The 22491-nt window shown below is 44.2% G+C and carries 19 protein-coding genes; 8 read left to right on the top strand and 11 right to left on the bottom strand.

Annotated elements, in window-relative coordinates:
- Nucleotides 1-101 precede the first annotated feature (101 nt).
- The gene (locus ACNORC_RS09340) at nucleotides 102-1046 is read left to right on the top strand and encodes a hypothetical protein (RefSeq protein ID WP_418335361.1); all 945 of its coding nucleotides are present in this window, start codon (nucleotides 102-104) and stop codon (nucleotides 1044-1046) included.
- 160 nt (nucleotides 1047-1206) lie between these two features.
- Here the strand turns inward: ACNORC_RS09340 and mnmE are convergent, their stop codons facing one another.
- Complete coding sequence (gene mnmE, locus ACNORC_RS09345; RefSeq protein ID WP_418335362.1) at nucleotides 1207-2619, bottom strand: tRNA uridine-5-carboxymethylaminomethyl(34) synthesis GTPase MnmE; 1413 nt, start codon at nucleotides 2617-2619, stop codon at nucleotides 1207-1209.
- Between the two features lie 1176 nt (nucleotides 2620-3795).
- On the opposite strand from mnmE, the gene ACNORC_RS09350 reads away from it, so the two are divergent.
- Nucleotides 3796-4134, top strand: a complete 339-nt coding sequence (locus tag ACNORC_RS09350; RefSeq protein WP_418335392.1) for a DUF4870 domain-containing protein — start codon at nucleotides 3796-3798, stop codon at nucleotides 4132-4134.
- 214 nt (nucleotides 4135-4348) lie between these two features.
- On the opposite strand, the gene dnaN is transcribed toward ACNORC_RS09350, so the two are convergent.
- From dnaN to ACNORC_RS09375, 5 genes are all read right to left on the bottom strand, one after another.
- Nucleotides 4349-5467 carry a DNA polymerase III subunit beta gene (dnaN, locus tag ACNORC_RS09355; RefSeq protein WP_418335363.1) on the bottom strand — a complete coding sequence of 373 codons (1119 nt, stop codon included), beginning with the start codon at nucleotides 5465-5467 and terminating at the stop codon, nucleotides 4349-4351.
- A gap of 185 nt (nucleotides 5468-5652) precedes the next feature.
- On the bottom strand, nucleotides 5653-7320 hold the full coding sequence (gldG, locus tag ACNORC_RS09360; RefSeq protein ID WP_418335364.1) for a gliding motility-associated ABC transporter substrate-binding protein GldG: 1668 nt from the start codon (nucleotides 7318-7320) through the stop codon (nucleotides 5653-5655).
- A complete protein-coding gene (gene gldF, locus ACNORC_RS09365; protein ID WP_418335365.1) occupies nucleotides 7317-8054 on the bottom strand; it encodes a gliding motility-associated ABC transporter permease subunit GldF in 738 nt (245 codons plus the stop codon). The genes gldG and gldF overlap by 4 nt, the downstream gene beginning before the upstream one ends.
- 216 nt (nucleotides 8055-8270) lie before the next feature.
- Nucleotides 8271-8588, bottom strand: a complete 318-nt coding sequence (locus ACNORC_RS09370) for a putative quinol monooxygenase (RefSeq protein ID WP_418335366.1) — start codon at nucleotides 8586-8588, stop codon at nucleotides 8271-8273.
- Nucleotides 8589-8737: 149 nt separating this feature from the next.
- Nucleotides 8738-9568, bottom strand: a complete 831-nt coding sequence (locus tag ACNORC_RS09375) for an SAM hydrolase/SAM-dependent halogenase family protein (RefSeq protein ID WP_418335367.1) — start codon at nucleotides 9566-9568, stop codon at nucleotides 8738-8740.
- Between the two features lie 106 nt (nucleotides 9569-9674).
- Between ACNORC_RS09375 and ACNORC_RS09380 the strand changes: the two genes are divergently transcribed.
- Nucleotides 9675-10628 (top strand): PhoH family protein, encoded by a 954-nt coding sequence (locus tag ACNORC_RS09380; RefSeq protein ID WP_418335368.1) that lies wholly within the window; start codon nucleotides 9675-9677, stop codon nucleotides 10626-10628.
- Nucleotides 10629-10693: 65 nt separating this feature from the next.
- On the top strand, nucleotides 10694-11644 hold the full coding sequence (locus tag ACNORC_RS09385) for a phosphoribosylaminoimidazolesuccinocarboxamide synthase (protein ID WP_418335369.1): 951 nt from the start codon (nucleotides 10694-10696) through the stop codon (nucleotides 11642-11644).
- A gap of 96 nt (nucleotides 11645-11740) precedes the next feature.
- Here the strand turns inward: ACNORC_RS09385 and ACNORC_RS09390 are convergent, their stop codons facing one another.
- Entirely contained in the window at nucleotides 11741-12037 is a 297-nt protein-coding gene (locus ACNORC_RS09390) for a hypothetical protein (RefSeq protein ID WP_418335370.1), read from the bottom strand.
- A gap of 142 nt (nucleotides 12038-12179) precedes the next feature.
- Here ACNORC_RS09390 and ACNORC_RS09395 point away from each other — a divergent pair, with 142 nt between their 5' ends.
- Nucleotides 12180-14939, top strand: a complete 2760-nt coding sequence (locus tag ACNORC_RS09395; protein ID WP_418335371.1) for a TonB-dependent receptor — start codon at nucleotides 12180-12182, stop codon at nucleotides 14937-14939.
- A 46-nt stretch (nucleotides 14940-14985) separates the two neighbouring features.
- Here ACNORC_RS09395 and ACNORC_RS09400 read toward each other — a convergent pair whose 3' ends face one another.
- Both ACNORC_RS09400 and ACNORC_RS09405 read right to left on the bottom strand, forming a co-directional pair.
- Nucleotides 14986-15276: a chaperone modulator CbpM gene (locus tag ACNORC_RS09400; RefSeq protein ID WP_418335372.1), complete on the bottom strand. Its 291-nt coding sequence runs from the start codon at nucleotides 15274-15276 to the stop codon at nucleotides 14986-14988.
- Nucleotides 15266-16210, bottom strand: coding sequence for a DnaJ C-terminal domain-containing protein (locus ACNORC_RS09405; protein ID WP_418335373.1), 945 nt, complete (start codon nucleotides 16208-16210; stop codon nucleotides 15266-15268). Before ACNORC_RS09405 ends, ACNORC_RS09400 begins: the two co-directional genes overlap by 11 nt.
- Nucleotides 16211-16406: 196 nt before the next feature.
- Here ACNORC_RS09405 and acs point away from each other — a divergent pair, with 196 nt between their 5' ends.
- Both acs and ACNORC_RS09415 read left to right on the top strand, forming a co-directional pair.
- Nucleotides 16407-18314, top strand: a complete 1908-nt coding sequence (acs, locus tag ACNORC_RS09410) for an acetate--CoA ligase (protein WP_418335374.1) — start codon at nucleotides 16407-16409, stop codon at nucleotides 18312-18314.
- Between the two features lie 3 nt (nucleotides 18315-18317).
- The gene (locus ACNORC_RS09415) at nucleotides 18318-18983 is read left to right on the top strand and encodes a hypothetical protein (protein WP_418335375.1); all 666 of its coding nucleotides are present in this window, start codon (nucleotides 18318-18320) and stop codon (nucleotides 18981-18983) included.
- Here the strand turns inward: ACNORC_RS09415 and ACNORC_RS09420 are convergent.
- Entirely contained in the window at nucleotides 18980-20065 is a 1086-nt protein-coding gene (locus tag ACNORC_RS09420; RefSeq protein ID WP_418335376.1) for a DNA topoisomerase IB, read from the bottom strand. The two genes, ACNORC_RS09415 and ACNORC_RS09420, sit on opposite strands and share 4 nt — an antisense overlap.
- 123 nt (nucleotides 20066-20188) lie before the next feature.
- Nucleotides 20189-21277: a M42 family metallopeptidase gene (locus ACNORC_RS09425; protein WP_418335377.1), complete on the bottom strand. Its 1089-nt coding sequence runs from the start codon at nucleotides 21275-21277 to the stop codon at nucleotides 20189-20191.
- Between the two features lie 103 nt (nucleotides 21278-21380).
- On the opposite strand from ACNORC_RS09425, the gene ACNORC_RS09430 reads away from it, so the two are divergent.
- Nucleotides 21381-22073 (top strand): DUF4294 domain-containing protein, encoded by a 693-nt coding sequence (locus ACNORC_RS09430; protein ID WP_418335378.1) that lies wholly within the window; start codon nucleotides 21381-21383, stop codon nucleotides 22071-22073.
- Nucleotides 22074-22491: the final 418 nt, after the last annotated feature.

Consider the following 22491-nt stretch of genomic DNA (forward strand, 5'->3'; position numbering starts at 1 on the left):
AAACTTAAATAAGGGAAATCATGAAAAATCTTATTTTAATCATTTCGTATCTATCAGTATTTGGATTAACAAATAGTGATTTTCCACAAAAGTATAAACCTATGATCGATGACAAGCATTGGGTATTTGTGGATAATACTTCTCAGTCTTTAGAATTTAATACAGATGGACTCTATTATGCAGAATTTCTAGATTACATCTTTAGAGGTCATTTTGAAAACATACAACTCACGCGGGAGGAAATGGAGTTTATCACCATTTTCGATGCTTATTTAAGGACATATGGTAAAGACTGTAAGAAGTATCTACCGGCTAACTCAGTGCCTATAATGAACCTAGAATGTGCCGTTGAAACGGTAACTCGGAATGGGTATGGAATAGAAACAAACAGGTATTGCAGTGAATATCGAACCGTACCCTCTGGTTTATACGCCCGGCCTGAATTATATAGTGCAAAGGTACAGGTCGAGAAATTGCAGAGTGGCGATGCTCTTAGAACCGCAGTTAATATGATGACCAATCCCAATGCTTTTGGCAATTCTGTGGACATGATCCATAAGATCAACGGACTTCAAAATGACTTGCTGCAAATTTTTCAATTAAATTCCTGCAATAGCGAAGGTGTAAGAAGGTTTGAAGAAAATTTGAGGCTTTTTGCTTTAAATAAGCCTTCTATACGGATGAAGGAAGAAAGTAAATATGCTAAAATGAAAAATACCGGAGGACCATCCGGAACCCAAAATTTCAGCAAGTTAATTGATGACCTGGTAATTAACCAGTCTAGGACGTGGGCATTTAACCGCTATATTCCGGGAAGTATTTCTGACGTGTCAGTGCTGTCAGAAGACGATAAAGGTAGACCTGCAGTGATAAAAGCCAACTACACCTACAACGGATTTAGTGGAAGAAGCAATGGGTGGGTCAAAATAACCTTTAAAAATGGTTTGCCGGACTGCCTGTATTTTTTTGATTTCCCCAATAATTGTAAAGGACCAAGTAGCAGTATTGTGGCTTCATATGCTCAGGGGAGGTATAGCATAGATTAATAGTATCAAAGTTTAGTTTCTGGAAAAGAATTGTTTTAGTTCCAGTGCTTCGTGAAATGGCGGTTTTGAGTGAGGGCCTTCCGACTTCGCTCCAATTATAATTTTTCTTAATCTTAAGGGGAGAAACTTTATATCAGGCTTTGAATAACTACGGGACAGATCATTTCCCAATACAAAAATTCGCAAAAATATTCCCCAGCAGGTCATCGTTGGTGATCTCACCGGTGATCTCACCGAAGTAATGTAGAGCCTCGCGAATGTCGATGGCCAGCAGGTCGCCGGAGAGGTTTTGGTTAAGCCCTTCCTGTACCTTGTTGATCTCTTCCAGTGCGCTGAGCAGCGCATTGTAATGCCGGGTGTTGGTAACGATGGTGTTGTTGTTGCGCAGCTCGCCTGTATTGACAAACTCCAATAGTTTTTGTTGTAGTTCTTCCACGCCTGTGCCGGTTTTGGCAGAAAGAGGTAGGTAGGAAGAACCTTCGACGGAGCTCAGGCTGACATTTAGTTCATTAATTTGTGATTCCGATAATTGATCTATTTTGTTAGCAACAATGATCAAAGGTTTCTGTGGAAATTTGTTTTTGATCTTCTCGATCTCCAAAAGGACTTGAGAATAATCTTCCCCTTTAGGGGGAGATGTAGAAGCATCAAAGAGATAGAGAACCACCTGCGCCTGACTTATCTTTTCAAATGTCCGTTTGATCCCGATGCTTTCCACCACATCTTCGGTTTCCCTGATCCCTGCGGTATCTATGAACCTGAAGCCCACTCCGCCAATAGAGATTTCGTCTTCTATGGTGTCCCGCGTAGTACCGGCTATCTCGGAAACGATGGCTCGTTCCTCGTTCAAAAGGGCATTTAGCAGCGTACTTTTTCCCACATTGGGTTCGCCCACAATGGCTACCGGAATTCCGTTTTTTAGCACGTTACCCACGGCAAAAGAGTCGATCAGTCTTTTCAGCACATTTTGAATGCGGCTGATAAGTCTCTGAAACTCGTCTCTATTGGCGAATTCCACGTCTTCTTCGGCGAAGTCCAATTCCAGTTCGATGAGGGAAGCGAAATTGAGCAATTCCTCCCGCAGCTTCTGGATCTCGTTAGAGAATCCGCCGCGCATCTGCTGCATGGCCATCTGGTGGCTTGCCTGGTTTTCGGAAGAGATAAGATCGGCCACGGCTTCTGCCTGACTAAGATCCATCTTTCCGTTAAGAAAAGCCCGCAGGGTGAATTCCCCGGCTTCCGCAGCACGACAACCCCTGCGTATCAACAACTGAATGATCTCCTGCTGTATGTACGGACTCCCGTGACAGGAGATCTCAATGGTGTTCTCCCCGGTGTAGGATTTTGGTCCGTGAAATATTGACACCAAAACCTCGTCCAGGATGCGTTCTCCATCTATGATGTTTCCCAGGTGCAGCGTGTGAGAAGGCTGCTCCCGCAGGTCTTTTTTGCTCTTCGCACGGAATACCGGCGCAACCAGCCCAATGGCATTTGGTCCCGAAACTCTTATGATCGCGATAGCTCCCGCACCGGAAGGTGTTGCGAGGGCTACGATGTTGTCGTTCAATTTCATTGGGCAAAGATAATAAATACCTTATGTCTTTGCGACCCGATAAACTGAAGGTTAAATGTCATGGGAGGGAAATGACACTGTCATTGCGAGGGAGGGGAGAACCCGGCCGTGGCAATCTCATCATGGGAAGCATTTTTTTCCTTCCACCTAAAAATCCAAAGCATAGTATCTTAGCGAATTATATTGGCTCCCGGCCGAAAACCGAATCCATTATTTGGTTTTCTTCTTTTTCCATTGATGAAAAAGAACCAAAAAATCTAGGCTTACGAAAATTGATCTAAATTTTTCGTTCAAGGCCTAAATTTTCTGAACTCGCTAATGATATTTTTTAAAGGGACAGCAGAAAATTTTCACGCCCTTTTACTTCAAATTTCACGATAAATTTTCGATAGGCCATTTCCGAGATTGGTTGGGGAAGGGGTAAAGCGAATAAATGAAGAAAGAGGGAACTATTATTTGGTAAAAGATCAGATCGGGCGTTAAACCTTTCTGAATTGGAGGTTTTTGTTTACCAATACAAATCAGATTCCCTTGGGTCATTAAACATTCCAATTTTATCATGAATGTTCATTTTTTTGAGGTGCATTCCTCTCCCTTCGGTCGTCGGATGCAATAAAAACGAACCAAAAAAAGGACACTTTTTTGAAGGTGTTTCTCATTTTGCTCCCGCAAAATTAGAACCGTGCTTCCCCGGCTAAATTTTTTCCAGGGCTTCAAAAATTTCACGCCGGGGAATCACTACACTGCCAAAAAAGATACTTCCTTAGAAGGTTAGGAATTAAAAAGCAAAAGAATATAAGAACATTCGTGCATTAGTGGCAAAGTGTATTATTTGAAGTGAGATTTTAGAAGTTAGAAGTGGCAATTAGGGGTTGAAGTGATGAAGTGAAGAAGTGATGGAGTAACAAAAAGGAACAGCGAACAAAGGAAGGACGAAAGGAAAGAGAAAAGAGAATAGAGAACAGAGAATAGAGAAAATTAGTGCATTCGTGGCGAAAGGAATGATCAATGAACAGTAAACAGTGAACAATAAACAGTGAAAATGCAACCCGCAACCCGCAACTTGAAACCTGCAAAAAAATTTAAGTATCTTTTATAACATAGTACTATATAAAAGTGTATATTTGAATATTAATCATCAATCAAATCAAAATGAACTACTCAAACGCGACTATAATGAGAGAAGACAGACAATTATTAATGCTAACCCACCTGAGTCAACTTTTGGACCTGGTAACCGGAATTGGAGGATTTATCGTCCCCCTGGTGATCTGGCTTACACAAAAGGACAAGGTGCTGGGAATGGATGCCCACGGAAAGATGATCCTGAATTTTCAGATCTCACTCTTTATCTATTCTATAATTTCAGTTCCATTGATCCTTTTGTTTGGGATCGGAATCTTTTTATTGATAGGAATCGCCATCATAGCAGTGGTATTTCCGATTATTAATGCCATCAAGGTCAACAATGGGGAAATCCCGTCTTATCCTTTGACAATAGAGATCATAAAATAAGTTAGAAGTACGAAGTTAAAAATACCATAGATCTACTCTAATAAGTCCCCCTTCAGGGGGATTTAGGGGGTCCTTCAGGGGGATATAGGGGGTAGGGCGTAAACCCAAAGACCTCTCAAAAATGTCATTTTTGAGAGGTCTTATTTTTTATCTAACAGCCACCACAGATGGCGTTCTAATGTCCAATGACTAGGAGCGCAGCGGTCTAAACAGCTTAGCTGTTCAACATTACCGGCATAACCAGCATGGTCACTTTCTCTCCTTCATCCAATCCGTCAACAGGAGTAAGGATTCCGGCGCGGTTTGGCAGGCTCATTTCCAGCTGTACTTCATTCGCGTTCAGGTTTGAAAGCATTTCAGTTAAGAAACGTGAGTTGAAACCGATCTGCATATCATCGCCCTGGTAAGAACAGGTAAGTCTTTCTTCAGCCTTGTTGCTGTAATCCACATCTTCCGCAGAAATATTCAGTTCGGCTCCGGCGATCTTCAAACGCACCTGGTGTGTGGTCTTGTTGGAGAAGATAGAAACCCTTTTTACAGAGCTCAGGAACTGTCCGCGGTCAATTACAAGTTTGTTCGGATTCTCTTTAGGGATTACCGCTTCATAGTTCGGGTATTTTCCGTCGATCAACCTACAAACAAGGGTGGTATCTTCAAAAGTGAAACGGGCATTGGAGTCATTGTACTCGATCAACACCTCGCTGTCTGAACCTGAAAGTATTCCTTTAAGCAGGTTCAACGGTTTTTTTGGCATAATGAATTCCGCAGTCTGAGACGCAGAAATGTCATTTCTGGAGTATTTTACAAGCTTGTGCGCATCTGTCGCCACAAAAGTGAGATGATCTGGAGTGAACTGGAAGAACACCCCGCTCATTACCGGCCTAAGGTCATCGTTTCCGGAAGCAAAAATGGTCTTGCTGATCGCTGTCGCCAAAACATCCCCTTCAATGCGGGTGCTGCTGGGCTCTTCAAGCGCTACGGCTTTCGGGAATTCCTCACCGCTGGCATAGGCCAACGCGTATTTTCCGTGGTTTGAACTCAGTTCAATAGTGTTGTTATCTTCCACCACAAAGGTCAAAGGCTGCTCAGGAAAAGTCTTGAGGGTCTCCAGAAGAAGGCGCGCAGGAACTGCGATCTTACCTTCAGAATCTGATTCTACGGTCAGTCTTGAAGACATGGTGGTCTCAAGATCTGAAGCCGAAACCGTCAGTTCATCGTTGTTGAGTTCAAAAAGAAAATTATCCAGGATAGGAAGCGTATTGTTGTTGTTGATCACTCCCCCGAGTATTTGTAGCTGTTTCAGCAAATAAGTGCTTGATACAATAAATTTCATTGGCTTGGTAATAAATTAATCCAGTACAAATATATCCTAATCGTTTAAAAACAGCGTGGCTGCCCAATATTTTTTATTAACAGAAAAATGACCTTTTTTGGGCTTAATTTGCTGAAAATGAAAAAATTAATTTTTAAAGCTGCGGAAAATTGTTAATAAGCATAAATTTCTGCGGAAGCATTCCCTTAGCGCCTGATGTATTTTTTTCGGCGTACAAAGGTGAAGATCAGGGCGAATAGCCCCAGGATTACCAGTGGAAGTACCAGGTTCATCAGCTGCCAAAAATCCCTTTTTTCCTCCACTTTCTGAAGGTCTAAAAAGGCGATGGAAACTTTCTTGCTCCTGATGTTGATGAGTCCGGTGTCATCGAGCAGGTAATTCACCGCATTCAGCAGGAATTCCTTGTTGCCATAGGTGGTGCCGGTGTAGCGGTCAAAGCCCAGTTCCAGCGGTTGTCCCTGCTGCAGATCGTTCTTTGCGATGTCCCCGTCAGCGATCAGCAAAAGCTGCGAATGCTCTCCCTCATCTCTTGCCTGCGGAAGCTCAAAAGGTTTCACGCGGTTCTTGTAAACCGATGTGAAGGCGCCATCCACAAGTACAGCGAGCGGCTGCTCTCCCGCCGAAAACAGGGAGAGATCGGGTTCCGAAGTTATTTGGTCCAGGCTGATCTCTTTAGGAAGGCCTTCTAAAAGGCTTTTTGGAGAGGAAGACAGCAGGATCGTTTTTTGAAGTCCGTTGTCCAAAGTGTCAATAGGGCTGGCGTACTCAAACTTCACCGCTTCGATATTATTGACGATGGGGTGATCTTTGGCAGAGCTGCTCAAGGGGTAATAGAACCAGGGATACGGATTGAATTCTGTCTCATTCCCGCTACCCGTTGCCAGGATGATGGGCGCCGAATACAGGTCTTTTACCAGCAGCGGATTTACCCGCAGCCCGTACTTGAAAAAGTAATCGCTTAAATTCAGGTTCCGCGGCAAAGCAAAGGCGCTGCCGGCCCGTGTGAAGAGGCTGTCAGTTTCCATAGCTACCTGGTCCAGCATCCACAGTTGTTTTCCGCCGTTCATGAGGTACTGGTCCAGCACGTATTTTTCTTCTTCGGTATAAGCCTGGGTAGGTTTTGCCTCAATGACAAGATCAAAATCCTGCAGCTGCTCCAGCGTACCTTGCTGATCTTTGGCTACAGAATCTAAAGTGAAAGGGGCCGTAAAATAGTATTTTTGGATGCTCCTTACGAGATCGGCTATATAGGCATCGGTCAGTTCGCCGTTGCCGCGCATCACGGCTACTTTTTTCTTCCTTGGCTCCAGCAGTTTTGCAAAGGCATCGGCAAAGACATATTCCAGCTGCTGTACCGAGTTCTCCACGCGCTCTTCGGTAGTAGCGCCCAATTTGTTCTTCAGGAGCTGAATGCTTACCGATTTGTTTCCGTAATTGGCCATCGCCCATGGAAAGATGATCGCTTCACTGCTTCTTCCGTTCTCCACCACATTGATACGCGCCGGGGTCATTCCCATCTGGTAAAATGCGGTTGCCACTTCCTGCGCATTGCCCCCGTCTTCCAGCGGATCTATAAAATTGAATTTTATCTGAGAGTTTTCCGAAGCAAATTCCTCCAGCAACTGCCGGGTCTCCATTTGCAACCTTCTGAATTCCGGTGGAAAATCCCCTTTTAGGAACACATCCACGATTACCGGTTCTTCGGCCTTAGCAACGATCTCTTTAGCTGCGGAAGAAAGAGTGTACCGGTTATCGGCAGTGAGATCAAAGCGTTCATAGAGGAAATACGAAACCACGTTGACCAGCAACAGAATGACGAACAGGGAAAGGATCTTCAGGATATTCTTCTTCATCTGGCTTCCCTTTTAATTTGTAGACTGAAGTTGGTGAGGGCCAGGAAAAAGACGGCGAAACTGATGAAATACACCAGGTCCCGCGTGTCGATCACTCCGCGGCTGATGCTCTCGTAGTGCGCGCTAAGTCCGAGATCTTCGGCTCCAAAAGCACCTATACTGAACAGGTTTAGATCGGCCAGGGCGTCAAAGGCGAAATAGCTTATAAAACACAGGAAGATCGCCAGAATGAAGGATACGATCTGGTTAGGCGAAAGTATGGACGCAAATATGCCGATGGCGGTGTAACAGGCTCCCAAAAAGAGCAGCCCGAAGTAAGAGCCTATGATCACTCCGCTGTCCAGATTTCCCTCAGGTTTCCCCAGGTAATATATGGTGGCGATGTAGAGGAGGGTAGGGATCAAAGCCATGATGATCAACACCAGCGCGGCTAAATATTTTCCTAACACCAGCTTCCAGGTACTCAGGGGTTTTGTAAGTAGAAGTTCCAGCGTGCCCTGCCTTATCTCTTCGGAAAAACTTTTCATGGTAATGGCAGGGATCAGGAACAGGAAGATCCACGGCGCCAGGGTAAAGAAGGGAGTGAGGTTGGCAAAGCCGTTGTCGAAAATATTGTAGGAGCCGTTAAAGACCCAAAGGAACAACCCGTTCACCACCAGGAACAGCCCAATGACCAGGTAACCAATGGGGGAGGCGAAAAACGAACTTATTTCTTTCTTTAAAATTGCAAACACTATTTCAAGTTTCAATTAACAATGATCAATTAACAATGAGCAAATAACAATGACCAAATAACAATTAGCAATTAGCAATGAACAATTATCAATTACCAAATTCCAAGCACCAAGCACCGAATTTTTATCCTCCGAAGCTTTTTTGAAGGAGGACAACCCGCAACCGACAACCGACAACCGACAACCGACAACCCGCAACCGTCTACTGTCTACTGACTAACGACTACCGACTACCGACTCTCCGGAACTCCACTCTTTATCCACACTCCAGGCTTCGGCCTTATGGGAAAAGAGTTTTTTGGTATTGCTCCACACCTCTTTAAAAAGGGCAGAAGTGCGGTAATTTTCAAGAGTCTGTTCATCTTCCCAGTAACTGTACGTGAAAAAGATGTTTTTATTGTTTTTGTCCCGGTACAGCTCTAAAAACCTGCAGCCTTCAAAACCTCTTATTTTCTCTCTGTTCTGCGCAAATAACTTCTGAAAGTTTTCTATTTCAGCTTCTTCAAAAGTCATTTTTACGATTCGTACAAACATTTAATTCAATTATCAATTATCAATGAACAATTATCAATTTGCAATTTCTATCCTCCGTAGCTTCAGCGAAGGAGGGCCCAATCTTTATCCTCCGAAGCTTTAGCGAAGGAGGGCCAATAACCAATTAACCAATCCCAAATTAACCAATCTTAATTCTCAAAATTGATCGTCACCGTATCCCGCCATTCGAGTCCGAAGAGGCTGGCGGCGCTCCCTACAGTACTCGGATTGCTTTTATAGATCGCCAGTTCAATAAAGCCTCCCGAATTGAAGATGGCCAGTTTTTTTCCGTCTTCGCGGTGCAGCTGATCAGTATCAAAATTGATGGCGTCACTGTAGGTCTGGTGAATTTCAGTAAAAGTTGCGGTTCGTGCCCGCATACTGAACTTTCGGCCTTTCCCGATCTTATCAAAGAATTTCCTGGAAATATTGGTGACCACGTTTCCGTAGTTGTCAATATAGATGACATTACCCTTGATCTGGGTCTGCTCACTATTACAGTATGGCTCAAATTCCTTGAGCTGTTTTATTTCAGTAATGGTCTTCCCGATCACTTCCAACGTCCCTCCGCGCGCCAAATGCCCCGCTACTTTGACGAAAACATCCAATACCGGAAAGTTGCTCTCAACCTTACCATGAATGTTGATCTCCACGATCTTTTCGGCCTTATACTCCGAAGCGATGAGGGAGAGGATGCCGTTATTGGCACAGATAAAATAATGCCCGTCCAGTTTGAGGGCGATATGCTTATTCTCGGGAGTGAGTTCAGAATCCACCCCAATGATGTGGATACTGCCTTCCGGAAAACTTTTGTAGGCATTTTTTATAATGTAGGAAGCTTCTGTAATGTGAAAAGGGGCGACGGAATGCGAAATATCTACAATTTTTGCGGTGGGCAACTCTGAATAGATCGCTCCTTTAACTGCCCCGGCAAAATGATCTTTCTCCCCAAAATCTGTAGTCAAGGTAATAATGGCCATGGGCAATTCCTGATATATTTTTTCTTAACTTAAACCTTTAATTTGCTAAGTTTGTATTGCAAATCTAAAGATTATAAACTCAATTTTTAAATAAATCCTTCTGCTTTTGAACGAACTTATTATTGAACTTTCAGAAATCAATCCCCGGGATTTTTTCGGAGAACACAATGCGCACATTGAACTTTTAAAAAAGTACTTTCCGAAGTTGAAGATTGTAGCCAGGGGAAACAAGATACGTATCTATGGCGACGAGGAACTTCTGGAAGAATTCGATAAACGGTTCAACATGTTGATCGACCACTACGGGAAGTTCAATAAACTGGATGAAAATACTATGGAAAGGGTATTGACCAGTGAAAGTAAGGATGACTACGATACTCCCGACTCCAGTGGAGAAGTTCTGGTGCACGGAGTGAGCGGGAGGCTCATCAAAGCACAAACTGCCAATCAGCGCAGGTTAGTGGAATTGATGAAGACCAATGACATGGTCTTTGCCATCGGGCCCGCGGGAACGGGAAAGACCTATACCGGCGTAGCTTTGGCTGTGAAAGCCTTAAAGGAAAAGCAGGTACGACGTATCATTCTTACAAGGCCGGCTGTAGAAGCAGGGGAGAACCTTGGATTCCTTCCGGGAGACCTTAAAGAAAAGCTGGACCCTTACATGCAACCTTTGTATGACGCTTTGCGCGACATGATCCCTCATGAAAAACTGGAGAGCTTTATTGAAAAAGGAACCATCCAGATCGCCCCGCTTGCATTCATGCGCGGAAGGACCCTGGATAATGCCTTTGTGATCCTTGATGAGGCACAGAATACCACTCACGCGCAAATGAAGATGTTCCTTACCCGGATGGGGAAGAACGCGAAATTCATGGTGACGGGTGATCCCGGCCAGATAGATCTGCCACAGCGGGTAGTTTCCGGTCTTAAGGAGGCCATCCTCGTCCTTCAGGATGTGAAAGGGGTGGGAATTATTCATCTGGATGATAAGGATGTGATACGCCACAAGCTGGTGAAACAGATCATTGCGGCATATAAGCGCATTGAGACAGCCGAATAATTTCTTTTTTGAGTATTCTGCCGGTTCTATGGCAGAAATTTTAATTATAAAGACATAACAACACAATGAATACCCTAACGAATACAGATTTTAATTTCCCCGATCAAAAGTCGGTTTACAAAGGCAAGGTGCGGGAAGTATATACCCTTGAAAATGACAAATTGGTGATGATCGTGACCGACAGGCTTTCGGCATTTGACGTGGTCATGCCAAAAGGGGTGCCTTACAAAGGACAGATCCTGAACCAGCTTGCCACGAAAATGATGAAAGCCACAGAAGATATAGTTCCTAACTGGCTGGAAGCAACGCCCGATCCAAACGTGGCAATAGGAGAGAAGTGCGAGCCTTTCAAGGTAGAGATGGTGATCCGCGGATTTTTAGTAGGGCATGCCGCACGTGAGTATGCCAACGGAAAAAGGGAACTCTGCGGAGTAAAACTTCCGGAAGGGATGAAAGAAAATGAAGCCTTCAAGGTTCCTATTATTACCCCAACCACTAAAGCAGCATCAGGCGAGCACGATCTTGATATTTCGAGAGAAGAGATCCTGGAGCAGGGAATCGTTTCCGAAGAGGATTACAATACGCTCGAAACCTATACCCGCCAATTGTTCCTGCGCGGCAGTGAATTGGCTAAGGACAACGGACTCATCCTGGTGGATACCAAATATGAATTTGGAAAGACCAAAGACGGAAAGATCGTCCTGATCGATGAGATCCATACGCCCGATTCTTCGAGGTATTTCTACGCGGAAGGTTACCTGGACCGACTAAGAGACGGAATTCCGCAGAAGCAGTTGTCTAAGGAATTTGTGAGACAATGGTTGATCGAGAATGGCTTCCAGGGGAAAGAAGGACAACAAATTCCGGTATTGACCGATGAGTATATGGAGTCGGTTTCTGATCGCTACATTGAACTTTACGAGAAGATCACCGGCGAAACATTTATTAAAGCCGACATTTCAAATATTGAACAGCGCATAGAAAAGAACGTGCTGGAGTATCTGAAAAATCAATAAGAAGAAAATCTCTTACTAAAAAGCCGGGGCAAAAAGGTCATTTTTGCCCCGGCTTTTTAATTCTAACTTCGTACTTCTAACTTCGTACTTCTAACTTTATTTGACTTTCAGCACCAGTAAATATTCCGGGCCACCATCTACGGGATAGCCCTCGATCTTTTCGGCAACTACCATAACTTTTTTGTCTATATATTCATCGAGATCCACTGCCTCACTTTTAAGGGCGTAGAAACCATTGCCGGTGGTTAATGTGTGGGTTCCGTATTGGTAAGAGGTGATTCCCTGTTCCTTGATCGTGCCGGTATATTCCATATTTCCCTTTTCTGTAGTTTGGCTGCAGGTGGCCGTGAAAAAGAATAATAAGAGTCCCGAAACTAAGCTGAGTGTCTTCATAATTCTTCGCTTTTTATCAAAGATAAAATTTTATTACAACCTCTCCGGCTTCCGTAGACAGAATTGAGAGTTTGTGTTAAATGATGTTAATTATTTAAATATTTGTTTATATTAGTTTCTACTAATCAATAACTTAAAATTTATGAAGGGATTTTTATCATGTTTTTGCATTTTGATTTCTGCCTGGGTCTATTCCCAAACTACCGTCACCGGGAGGGTAATTGACAGTAACCAGGAGCCAATTCCCGGAGTGAATATTTTAGTAGCCGGCACCTCTCAGGGTACTATTTCAGACTTTGACGGGAAATTTTCATTGACCGCCACTCAGGAGCCGCCATTCAGGCTCCAGTTTAGCAGTGTGGGATATGAATCGCAGGTGGTAGTGATCACTTCAGCAGACCAGGAAGTCGTGGTGACGCTGGTAGAGGGAACCGCCCTGGATGAGATCGTGGTTTCGGCTTCCAGAACCCCCGAGCGGATCTTTGAATCGCCGGTAACCATTGAGAGGTATGGGATCAAAGAGATCGTAAACACCCCTTCAGCTTCCTTTTATGGCGGACTAGAAAACCTAAAAGGTGTCGACATCAACACGAACAGTTTGACATTCCAGTCTGTAAACACCCGCGGATTTGCCACTTTTGCGAACACACGTTTTGTGCAGCTGGTTGACGGAATGGACAACTCTTCTCCGGCCTTGAACTTTGTACTCGGTAACTTACTTGGTATGACCGAACTGGACGTATTCAGTATTGAACTTTTGCCGGGAGCATCATCAGCACTTTACGGTGCCAATGCCTTCAACGGAATTCTTTTTATGACGAGTAAGAATCCGTTCGACTTCCCCGGGATCAGCGCTTATTACAAGCAAGGCTGGACCGTACAGGATGCCGCAGGTACCAATCCTGTTTACGATTTTGGAGTCCGGGTGGCCCACAAATTTTCAGATAAATTCGCGGCCAAAGCCAATTTCTCATACCTCGAAGGAACCGACTGGTATGCCGTGAGCGAGGAAGATGTGCTCAACCCGGGGAGAACCCGTGCACATCCTAATTACGATGGCTTGAACATCTATGGAGATGAAGTAAGTACTAATATAAGAGTAGTAGGGGATGCTTTGGTTGCAATGGGAAGGATACCGCCCGGTGCAGAAAATTTATTACCTAACGAGCAGGTTAGCCGTACCGGATATGCTGAAAGATCTCTTGCCGATTACGATGCCAGGAGCATTAAATTTGATGCAGCCCTGCATTACCGCCCTTTTGCCGATGATTTTGAGATCAGCTACCTCGGGAAAGCAGGAATGGGAACTACTATCTACCAGGGTGCGAACAGATATTCCCTGAATGATTTCTTTTTGCAGCAGCACAAGCTGGAAGTGAAGAACAATAACTTCTTCGCCCGCGCCTACATTACAGACGAGGACGCCGGAGATTCCTATGACATCAGGTTTACGGGAATCAACGTTAACAGGTTGTGGAAAAGCGATCAGCAATGGTTTGGTGAATATGCCGGCGCTTATGTGCAGGCTGCTTCACAAGGTGCGAGTTCAGAACAGGCACATGCGCTGGCAAGACAATTTGCTGACCAGGGAAGATTAGTTCCGGGAACAGCTGCTTTTAATGAAGCTTTTAAAGAAGTAACTACCAATTCAGATCTTGCTGAAGGTTCACAATTCCGTGATGCTTCCCAGTTGAGACATGCCGATGCTAATTACAATTTCACCCATCTCACCGGTGACTTTGCCGAAGTGCAGGTGGGAGGTTCTTACCGCCAGTACCGCCTGAATTCTTATGGAACCATCTTTACAGATTACGACGGTCCTATTACTTATTCAGAATACGGGATCTATACCCAGGTGCAGAAAAAGCTTTTTGAAGAACGTCTTAAGTTGACCGGCTCTCTTCGTTATGATACCTCCGAAATTTTTGAAGGCAATCTTTCTCCGAGACTTTCAGTGGTGTACACTGCGGGAGAAAGCAGAGACCATAACTTCCGTGCTTCCGTACAAACCGGGTTCAGGTATCCTACCACTCAGGATCTTTTCATAGGCCTGGATGTGGGCCGTGCTATCCTTGTAGGTTCTGCGGAAGAGAACCTGGACCGCTACGTGAGAACTTTTCCTAAAAGTGAAACAGGAGCTGCGACTACAGGAAGTCCTAATGCTACAATCTCCGGAAGGGATGCCTATGAAAATGCGTTTTCTTTAGCTTCTGTACAGGCAAACATGCCTGCAGCTGCAGATGTTGATCTTGTAGAACCTGAAAAGGTGACTGCCTATGAGGCCGGATACCGTGGCCGCTTTGGAAATGTGGTGGTAGACCTGAACGCCTACTTCAATACTTACAAGGATTTTATCTCTAATGAAACCGTATTGGTGCCTCTTTACGGAGAGGTGGGAGATAACAGTCTTTCGCTGCTAGCTTTAGTACAAGGGGATTACAAGGCTTTCCAGACCTACACTAACTCTCCGGCAGACGTAAAATCCTTTGGTGCTTCTATTGGACTTTCTGCAAAGGTCTTCGGAGGTTATGACCTGGAAGGAAATTACACTTATGCCGAGGAAGATTTTGATCAATCTTCGGCTCCCGACTTCAGAACAAATTTCAACACTCCGCAACATAAGGTGAAGCTGTCCTTCGGAAATACCGATGTCTTCGACAACTTCGGATTCAAGGTTAACTATCGATGGAGCGACGCTTTCTTCTGGCAGGCAACTTTTGCTGACGGAAAAGTACCGGCATATTCAGTTGTGGATGCCCAGGTGAGCTATAAAATTCCTGCTATCAAATCTATCCTGAAAGTAGGAGGAACAAATATTGGAGGAGACGAATACTATACTGCTTATGGTACAGGCCATATTGGACAACAGTATTATGTAGGACTAACCTTCAATAATTTTTAGAATTCGCCATTTTCTAAATCAAAAGGAGCCGAACGGCTCCTTTTTTTTATTCTTCAAATCTTCGAAGACGGTTTTCCAAAAGCCTTACCCGGTCCTGTAATTGAGAGACCCGCTGCAGCAGATGATTGATCGCGTCTATTCCCTGGATATTTATTTCCAGGTCATAATGCAGGCGCATCATTTTCTCCAGTTCTCTAATCTGTTCCTGTTCGAGGAACTCATTTTCTTCTATGACCGTAATTTCCACAAGTCCGTGCTCACTCAGAGAATGAATGAACGAATGCTGTATTTCGTGACAGGTGCAGAATTCAGTTAGAGATATATATCTAGGCTCCATGTTTTCTTAGCTTTTGAAGTTCCTGTAAAAGTTCTTTTTCCCTGGCAGAAAGGTGAGTGGGTATCTTTATCTTATAAGTAAGGTAAAGATCTCCAAACTGTCCCTCCTTTTTGTAGACCGGAAAACCTTTTCCTTTCAGTTTAACTGTGGTTCCATTTTGGGTTTCGGGCTTCACTGTAAGTTTTGCTTTCCCGTCAAAAGTGTCAATTGTGACACTTCCTCCCAACGCAGCAGTATACATATCCAGTTCCACTTCCTGATAGAGATCTTTACCTTCCCTTTTAAAGGAGGTATCATTGGTAATGGCAAAGGTGATGAAAAGATCTCCGTTGGGTCCTCCCTGCACCCCTTCACCGCCATAACCTTTGATCTTGATGGTCTGTCCGTTTTCTACTCCTGCCGGAATGGTTAGGCGGATATTCTTGCCGTTTACGGTGAGCGTTTGTTTTTGTGATCTATATACATCTGAAAGTTTCAGGTGAAGCTCGGCATTGAAATCCTGCCCTCTAAAGCGGGTAGTGCGCCTACTACCGCGGGAAGCACCACCGAACATGGATTCAAAGAATTCCGAAAAATCGCCCTGCTCAAATTCTGCTCCGCCAAACCCACCGGCGCCTCCAAAACCTCCCGCAGATTGCCCACCAAAGCCGCCACCGGAATACTGGCGTTGGTATTGCTGTTGCGACCGTGCTTTTTCGAACTCTTCGGCATGTTGCCAGTCTTTGCCATAGCGGTCGTATTTTTTCCTCTTTTCAGGATCTATGAGCACTTCATGGGCCTCATTGATCTGCTGGAATTTTTTCTGAGCTTCTTTATTGTTGGGGTTTAGGTCCGGATGATATTTCCGGGCCAGTTTACGGTACGCTTTCTTGATGTCACTTTTAGTGGCACTTTTATCAAGCTCCAGTACTTTGTAATAATCAATGAATTCCATGGGTTAGATTCGATCTTATGGTTTTATCCACTGCTCCTTAAAGATAGCATTATTATAAAAAACAGGAGGAAGGCGCCACCCGATTTAATCATAAAAGTCTGTGAAATCCCTTAAAAGTTGAATCTGGTTTTACCTTTTTGAAAAATCAGAATTTTCAGGTATTTGTTTTTGAAGAAGCTTTTCCTACATTTAGAATATGGAAAACTTTCAGATCAAAACCTTTGCTGAATACAAGAAAGCATATCGAAAAAGTATAAAGAATCCTGAAGCTTTTTGGGAGGAAATAGCAAACAATTTTACCTGGCACAAGAAATGGGACAAGACCCTGGAATGGGATTTTGAGAAGCCCGAGGTAAAATGGTTCCAGGGCGGTAAGCTCAATATTACTGAGAACTGTCTGGACCGTCACCTGGAAACAATTGGTAACAAGACTGCCATTATCTGGGAACCAAACGACCCCGATGAAGAATCAAGATATATCTCTTACCGGCAGTTGTTCGTCAAAGTTTCCCGGTTTGCCAATGTTCTCAAGAACAACGGAATCAAAAAAGGGGATAAAGTGTGCATCTATATGCCCATGATCCCTGAACTTGCTATTGCCATGCTGGCCTGTGCAAGGATTGGGGCTGTTCATTCCATAGTTTTTGCCGGATTTTCCAGTTCAGCCATCGCCCGGCGTATCAATGATTCGGAATGTAAGATGTTGATCACGGCTAATGAGGTGTACAGGGGTTCCAAAAAGGTAAATTTAAAGGAGATCTGTGATAAGGCCCTGGAAGATACTCCGTCTGTTGAAACGGTGATTGTATACCGCCGAACGGTGGAACCAACGACCATGAAAGAAGGCAGGGACAAATTCTGGTTTGATGAACTGCAGAAAGCAGAAAAGGAATGTCCTGCAGAAGTAATGGATGCCGAAGATATGCTGTTCATCCTTTACACTTCCGGGTCTACCGGAAAGCCCAAAGGGATGGTGCATACCACCGGTGGCTATATGGTGGGTACTACCTATACTTTCACGAATGTTTTTCAACCTCAAAAGAATGATGTTTACTGGTGTACGGCAGATATAGGCTGGATCACCGGTCACTCCTATATTATATACGGTCCTCTCGCAGCGGGAGCAACCACCGTCATGTTTGAAGGGATTCCCAGCTATCCCGACTACGGAAGGTTCTGGGAGATCTGTGAGAAACTGAAGGTGACTCATTTTTACACCGCTCCTACGGCCATCCGTTCTTTAGCTAAACAACCCCTGAAGTTTGTAGAGCACCACGATCTTTCTTCTCTAAAGGTATTGGGAACTGTGGGAGAACCTATTAATGAAGAAGCATGGCACTGGTATAATGACAATATTGGGAAAGGAAATTGTCCTGTTGTAGACACCTGGTGGCAGACCGAGACCGGCGCCATCATGATCTCCCCTTTGGCAGGGATCACTCCTACGCGACCTACTTTTGCCACCCTTCCATTGCCGGGGGTGCAGCCGGTGTTGATGGATGAGAGTGGAAAGGAAATTGAAGAATTGAATGCGGAAGGTCGCCTGGCGATTAAATTTCCCTGGCCATCAATAGCCCGAACGATCTACGGGGACCATGAAAGATACAGGGAAGTGTATTTCTCCACCTTCAGTAATAAATATTTCACCGGCGATGGTTCCTATCGCGACGCGAGCGGAAACTACAGGATCACTGGTAGGGTGGATGATATAGTGATCGTTTCGGGTCACAACCTGGGTACGGCCACCGTGGAGAACGCAATTGACGAACATGAAAGTGTTGCGGAAAGTGCTGTAGTGGGTTATCCACATGACGTGAAAGGGAATGCACTGTATGCATACGTGATTTTACATCACGACGCAGAGCCTTCCGAAGAATTAATAGCGGAAATAAGGGAACTGGTGGGAAGCACCATCGGTCCTATTGCCAAACCTGATAAGGTACAGTTCGTAAACGGACTCCCAAAAACCCGAAGCGGAAAGATAATGCGGCGAATTCTGCGGAAAATTGCCTCCAATGACACCTCTAATTTGGGCGATATCACTACCTTGCTGAATCCCGAAGTGGTGGATGAAATTATAAAAGAAGCTAAAATCGAAAATTAGATCATGAAGAAATATTTTTTACTCCTGTTCGCTTTTATTGGATTGGCAACAGGAAAAGCACAGGTTATCAATGATATGGGCCTCGAAGGACTTTTATTGGAGACCAAAGACAGTGATATTCTCAAAACCGTAGAGGGTTCTCCCTACTGGAATGAGGATTTTAGATATGGCACTGTGGCACTTGGTGAAAAACAACCCTTGAAGGCTTTTATGCGATACAATGCTGAAAAAGAGACGGTGGAGATAAAAACTGCCCAGGAAAGTGAAAAGACCTATGTATTGCCGCTCAACAGAAAAGCGATCTACGTAATAGGAGACGAGGTATTTCTTTACGACGAGATCTTTTATGACAACAAAAAGATAAGCGGATACTTTATTGAGCATTACAACGGGGATACCTACAGGCTCCTTGAAAAACCGGTGATCTCCCGAAGCCGTGCAGTCAAAGCAAATTCCAGCTATGAAAGTGATAAGCCTGCAAAAATATATGTAAAAAGTGAGCTTTATGTGGTCACTGAAGGAAGTGTTGCTCAGGAAGTAAGACCGAAGACCAAGGATATCAAAAAAGCATTTCCTTCTAAGAGAGCAAAGGAATTTCTATCTGACCATAAGATAAAGGAGAAGGAAGATCTGGTTTCGTTTCTGGAATTTATGGAACAACAGAGTTAATTATCTTTTTCGACCTCCAGGTTAAAATTTCCGATCATTTCTAAAAGCACTTCCTCTGTGTGTGAAAAATGAGGTTTGGCAGTGCGTTTTCGTTCTACCTTCTGAAACCACGGAATAATTTCTCCGGTCTCGTATAATTCCACTACATAAGGATGCACATAGTAACTGCGGCATACGCTCCGGGTATTTCCGAGCGCTTCGGCAGTGGTATCATAAGCTTTTAGTATGTTGGATTTATTCTCTTTTTCGTTCTCAACGTAGCCCATGGTCCGCAGGTCTTCAAAAAAGATCTTGGTAGCGCTCCAGGTCCTGAAATCCTTGGCTGAAAATATCTCGCCGCTTATCTCCTGAATATATTCATTGACCATTCCGCTGTCAATGCTCTTCTTTTTTCCGGACTCATTTATATACTTGAATACTTCCCACCCCGGAATCTCTTCGCACATATTCACCAGCCGGATCAGTCTTTTGTCTTCAACAGAAACGGAATGTTCTATCCCGCGCTTGCCAACAAAGTTGAACCTCATTTGGCCATCTGCGAACTCCACATGCCGGCTGCGCAAAGTAGATAAGCCGTAAGATTTGTTCTCTCGTGCATAGGCGTCATTGCCTATTCTAATATGGGTTTCTTCCATCAAACGGATAACCAAAGCAAGGACCTTTTCCTGTGGCATTCCTTTTCGTCTCAGATCCTTTTCTACCCGCTCCCTTATTTTTGGAAGTACTTTTCCAAAGGCAGACATCTTAAAGAACTTCGTCCGGTTCCTGATCTTGGTCCAGTCGGGATGGTACATGTATTGTTTCCGCTCTTTGGCATCTTTGCCCACCACCTGTAAATGCCCGTTGGAAAAAGGACAGATCTTTACTTCCTGCCAGGCCGGCGGAATGACCAGTTTTTTGATCCTTTCCAGCTCTTTCTTAGATTTAAGGGGTTTTCCCTCCTTCAGGTATTGATAACCGCGTCCTTTTTTGCGTCTCTCTATGCACAATTCCTCTTCAGAAGTATACAGAAGGTCTGCCTTTTCAGCGGCTTTGTCAGGATTAATGATAAGAGATTTTACTTCTTTGGAAGAGAGAGGCATCTGCACTTTTTCTTTAAATATAGTCTGCCTTTGCGGCTTTCTGCTCTAAAGAAATGTGAAAGTTGTAAAATAAAAAACCTCCTTCGGTCTAAAGAAGGAGGTTTAAAATGTCATTTTTCGATGTTAATCAAAGTAACTGAAGGTTTCGCCGTCCTCCAGTTTTAAAAGGCTTTCGTAAATAAGTCTTATCACATTTTCCACATCATCGCGGTGCACCATTTCTACCGTAGTATGCATGTAGCGCAGTGGGAGGGAGATAAGGGCTGAGGCTACTCCGCCGTTACTGTAGGCAAACGCGTCAGTATCAGTCCCGGTCATTCTTGAAGAAGCCGCACGCTGGAAAGGGATTTCCTTTTCTTCGGCAGTATCAATAAGTAAAGTCCTTAGCCTGTTCTGCACGGCAGGAGCATAGGTGATAACCGGCCCGGCACCAATTTTTGTGAGTCCGTTGGTCTTCTTCTCGATCATTGGAGTAGTTGTGTCGTGGGTTACATCTGTCACAATCGCCACATTCGGTTTAATACGATGGGTGATCATCTCGGCGCCGCGTAGTCCTATCTCTTCCTGAACCGAATTGGTGATATATAATCCGAATGGTAGTTTTTTCTTGTTCTCTTTCAGCAATCGGGCAACTTCGGCGATCATAAATCCTCCGATCCGGTTATCCAGTGCGCGGCTTACGAATTTGTCCTTATTCAGAATAAAGAATTCATCAGGATAGGTGATCACACAACCTACATGTACGCCCAGTTCCTCTACCTCTTCTTTTGAGGTGCAGCCCACATCTATACAAATATTGTCCAGTTTTGGCGCCTGTTCTTTTTCTTTATCACGGGTGTGAATGGCTGGCCATCCAAAAACCCCTTTTACAATACCTTTTTTGGTATGGATATTCACCCGTTTAGAAGCCGCGATCTGGTGATCACTTCCGCCGTTTCGAATAACATAGATGAGGCCGTCATCTGTAATATAATTGACATACCATGAAATTTCGTCAGCATGTCCTTCTATGACCACTTTATATTTAGCTTTTGGATTAATTACCCCTACGGCAGTACCATAGGTATCGGTAATGAATTCATCCACATAAGGCTCCAGGTAATCCATCCAGAGTTTTTGTCCTTCCCACTCGTAGCCCGTGGGAGCTGCATTATTAAGGTACTTCTCTAAAAAATCTATACTTTCTTCGTTGAGTATTCGTTCTTTGCTCATTTGTTACACATTTGGCACGAAAATAACAAGAATATGACACTTAGCAATCGCCGGATAATGTAAATTTGGAATGATTTTAGTTGATAACCCGAAAAACCGGATTTTGAAAAAACTATTTCTGCCATTACTTCTTGTACTCTCATTTTCTGCTTTTTCTCAGGAACCTGAGCCGGTAGAAGATACACTGTATAAGGAATACATGTTCATTGAAGGTGATTCTATTGCCAGGAAACACATTGACCTTGACGAGGTGCTGGTGCTGGGTAAGATCAAGTTTGACAATGACCTGGAACGCAGAAAGTATTTGATCCTTCGCCGAAAGACGCTTAAGGTGTACCCGTATGCGAAACTGGCTTCGGAAAGACTGGTGGAACTCAACAGCAGACTCGATCAGATCAAATCCAGAAGAGACCGAAAGAGGTATACTAAAATAGTACAACACTATATCGAGGACCAATTCTCTGCCGAATTGAAGAAACTGACCCGAACCGAAGGTCAGATCCTGGTAAAGCTTATCCATAGGCAGACCGGAACCACTGCTTTTGATCTTGTAAGAGAACTTAAAAGCGGGTGGCGTGCCTTCTGGTATAATACCACGGCGAGTTTCTTTGATATCTCCTTAAAGGAAGAGTACGATCCTGAAAAGAATCAGGAAGATTACCTTATAGAGGATATTCTGCAGCGGGCTTTCCAGAAACGCCAGTTGCAGAGACAGCCGTCGGCTTTGGATTTCAATTTCCTGGAGTTGTCTAATAAATGGTCTTCCTCTTCTAAGAGTCCGAAAAAGGCCAGTTAGTATTCTATTTTTTTCTTGGGCGTTCCTTCTCCCGCTCCCGCGGGATAAGTCGCGTGATCTGCTATATTTTTAAAGCGCCTTATGTGCAAGCGCTTTAAAAGATGCCGCTTCACCCGCTAACGCGAAGACCGCTACAGCTCTGCCAAAGTTTGGAACTTTGGCAGAGCTAAAGAGGAGTCGTTTTACTCATCACAACCCTGCCATCGTTTCAAACCCTGGCAGGGTAAAAAAAATATCCTTTCAAAAATGTCATTTTCAGCACCTTATAATGGTGGCTTAAAAAAAGCTTAAAAAAGTTGGATTAGGGACTTGCGGGAATGGAAAGTGGGTGTATATTTGCACCCGCTTTGAGAAACAACAAACGGTAAATGTACCGCCAGTTGTGAGCCCAGCAGGGGTGAAGCTTGAAAGCGAAAAA

The organism is Salinimicrobium soli (assembly GCF_048323655.1).
Lineage (GTDB): Bacteria > Bacteroidota > Bacteroidia > Flavobacteriales > Flavobacteriaceae > Salinimicrobium > Salinimicrobium soli.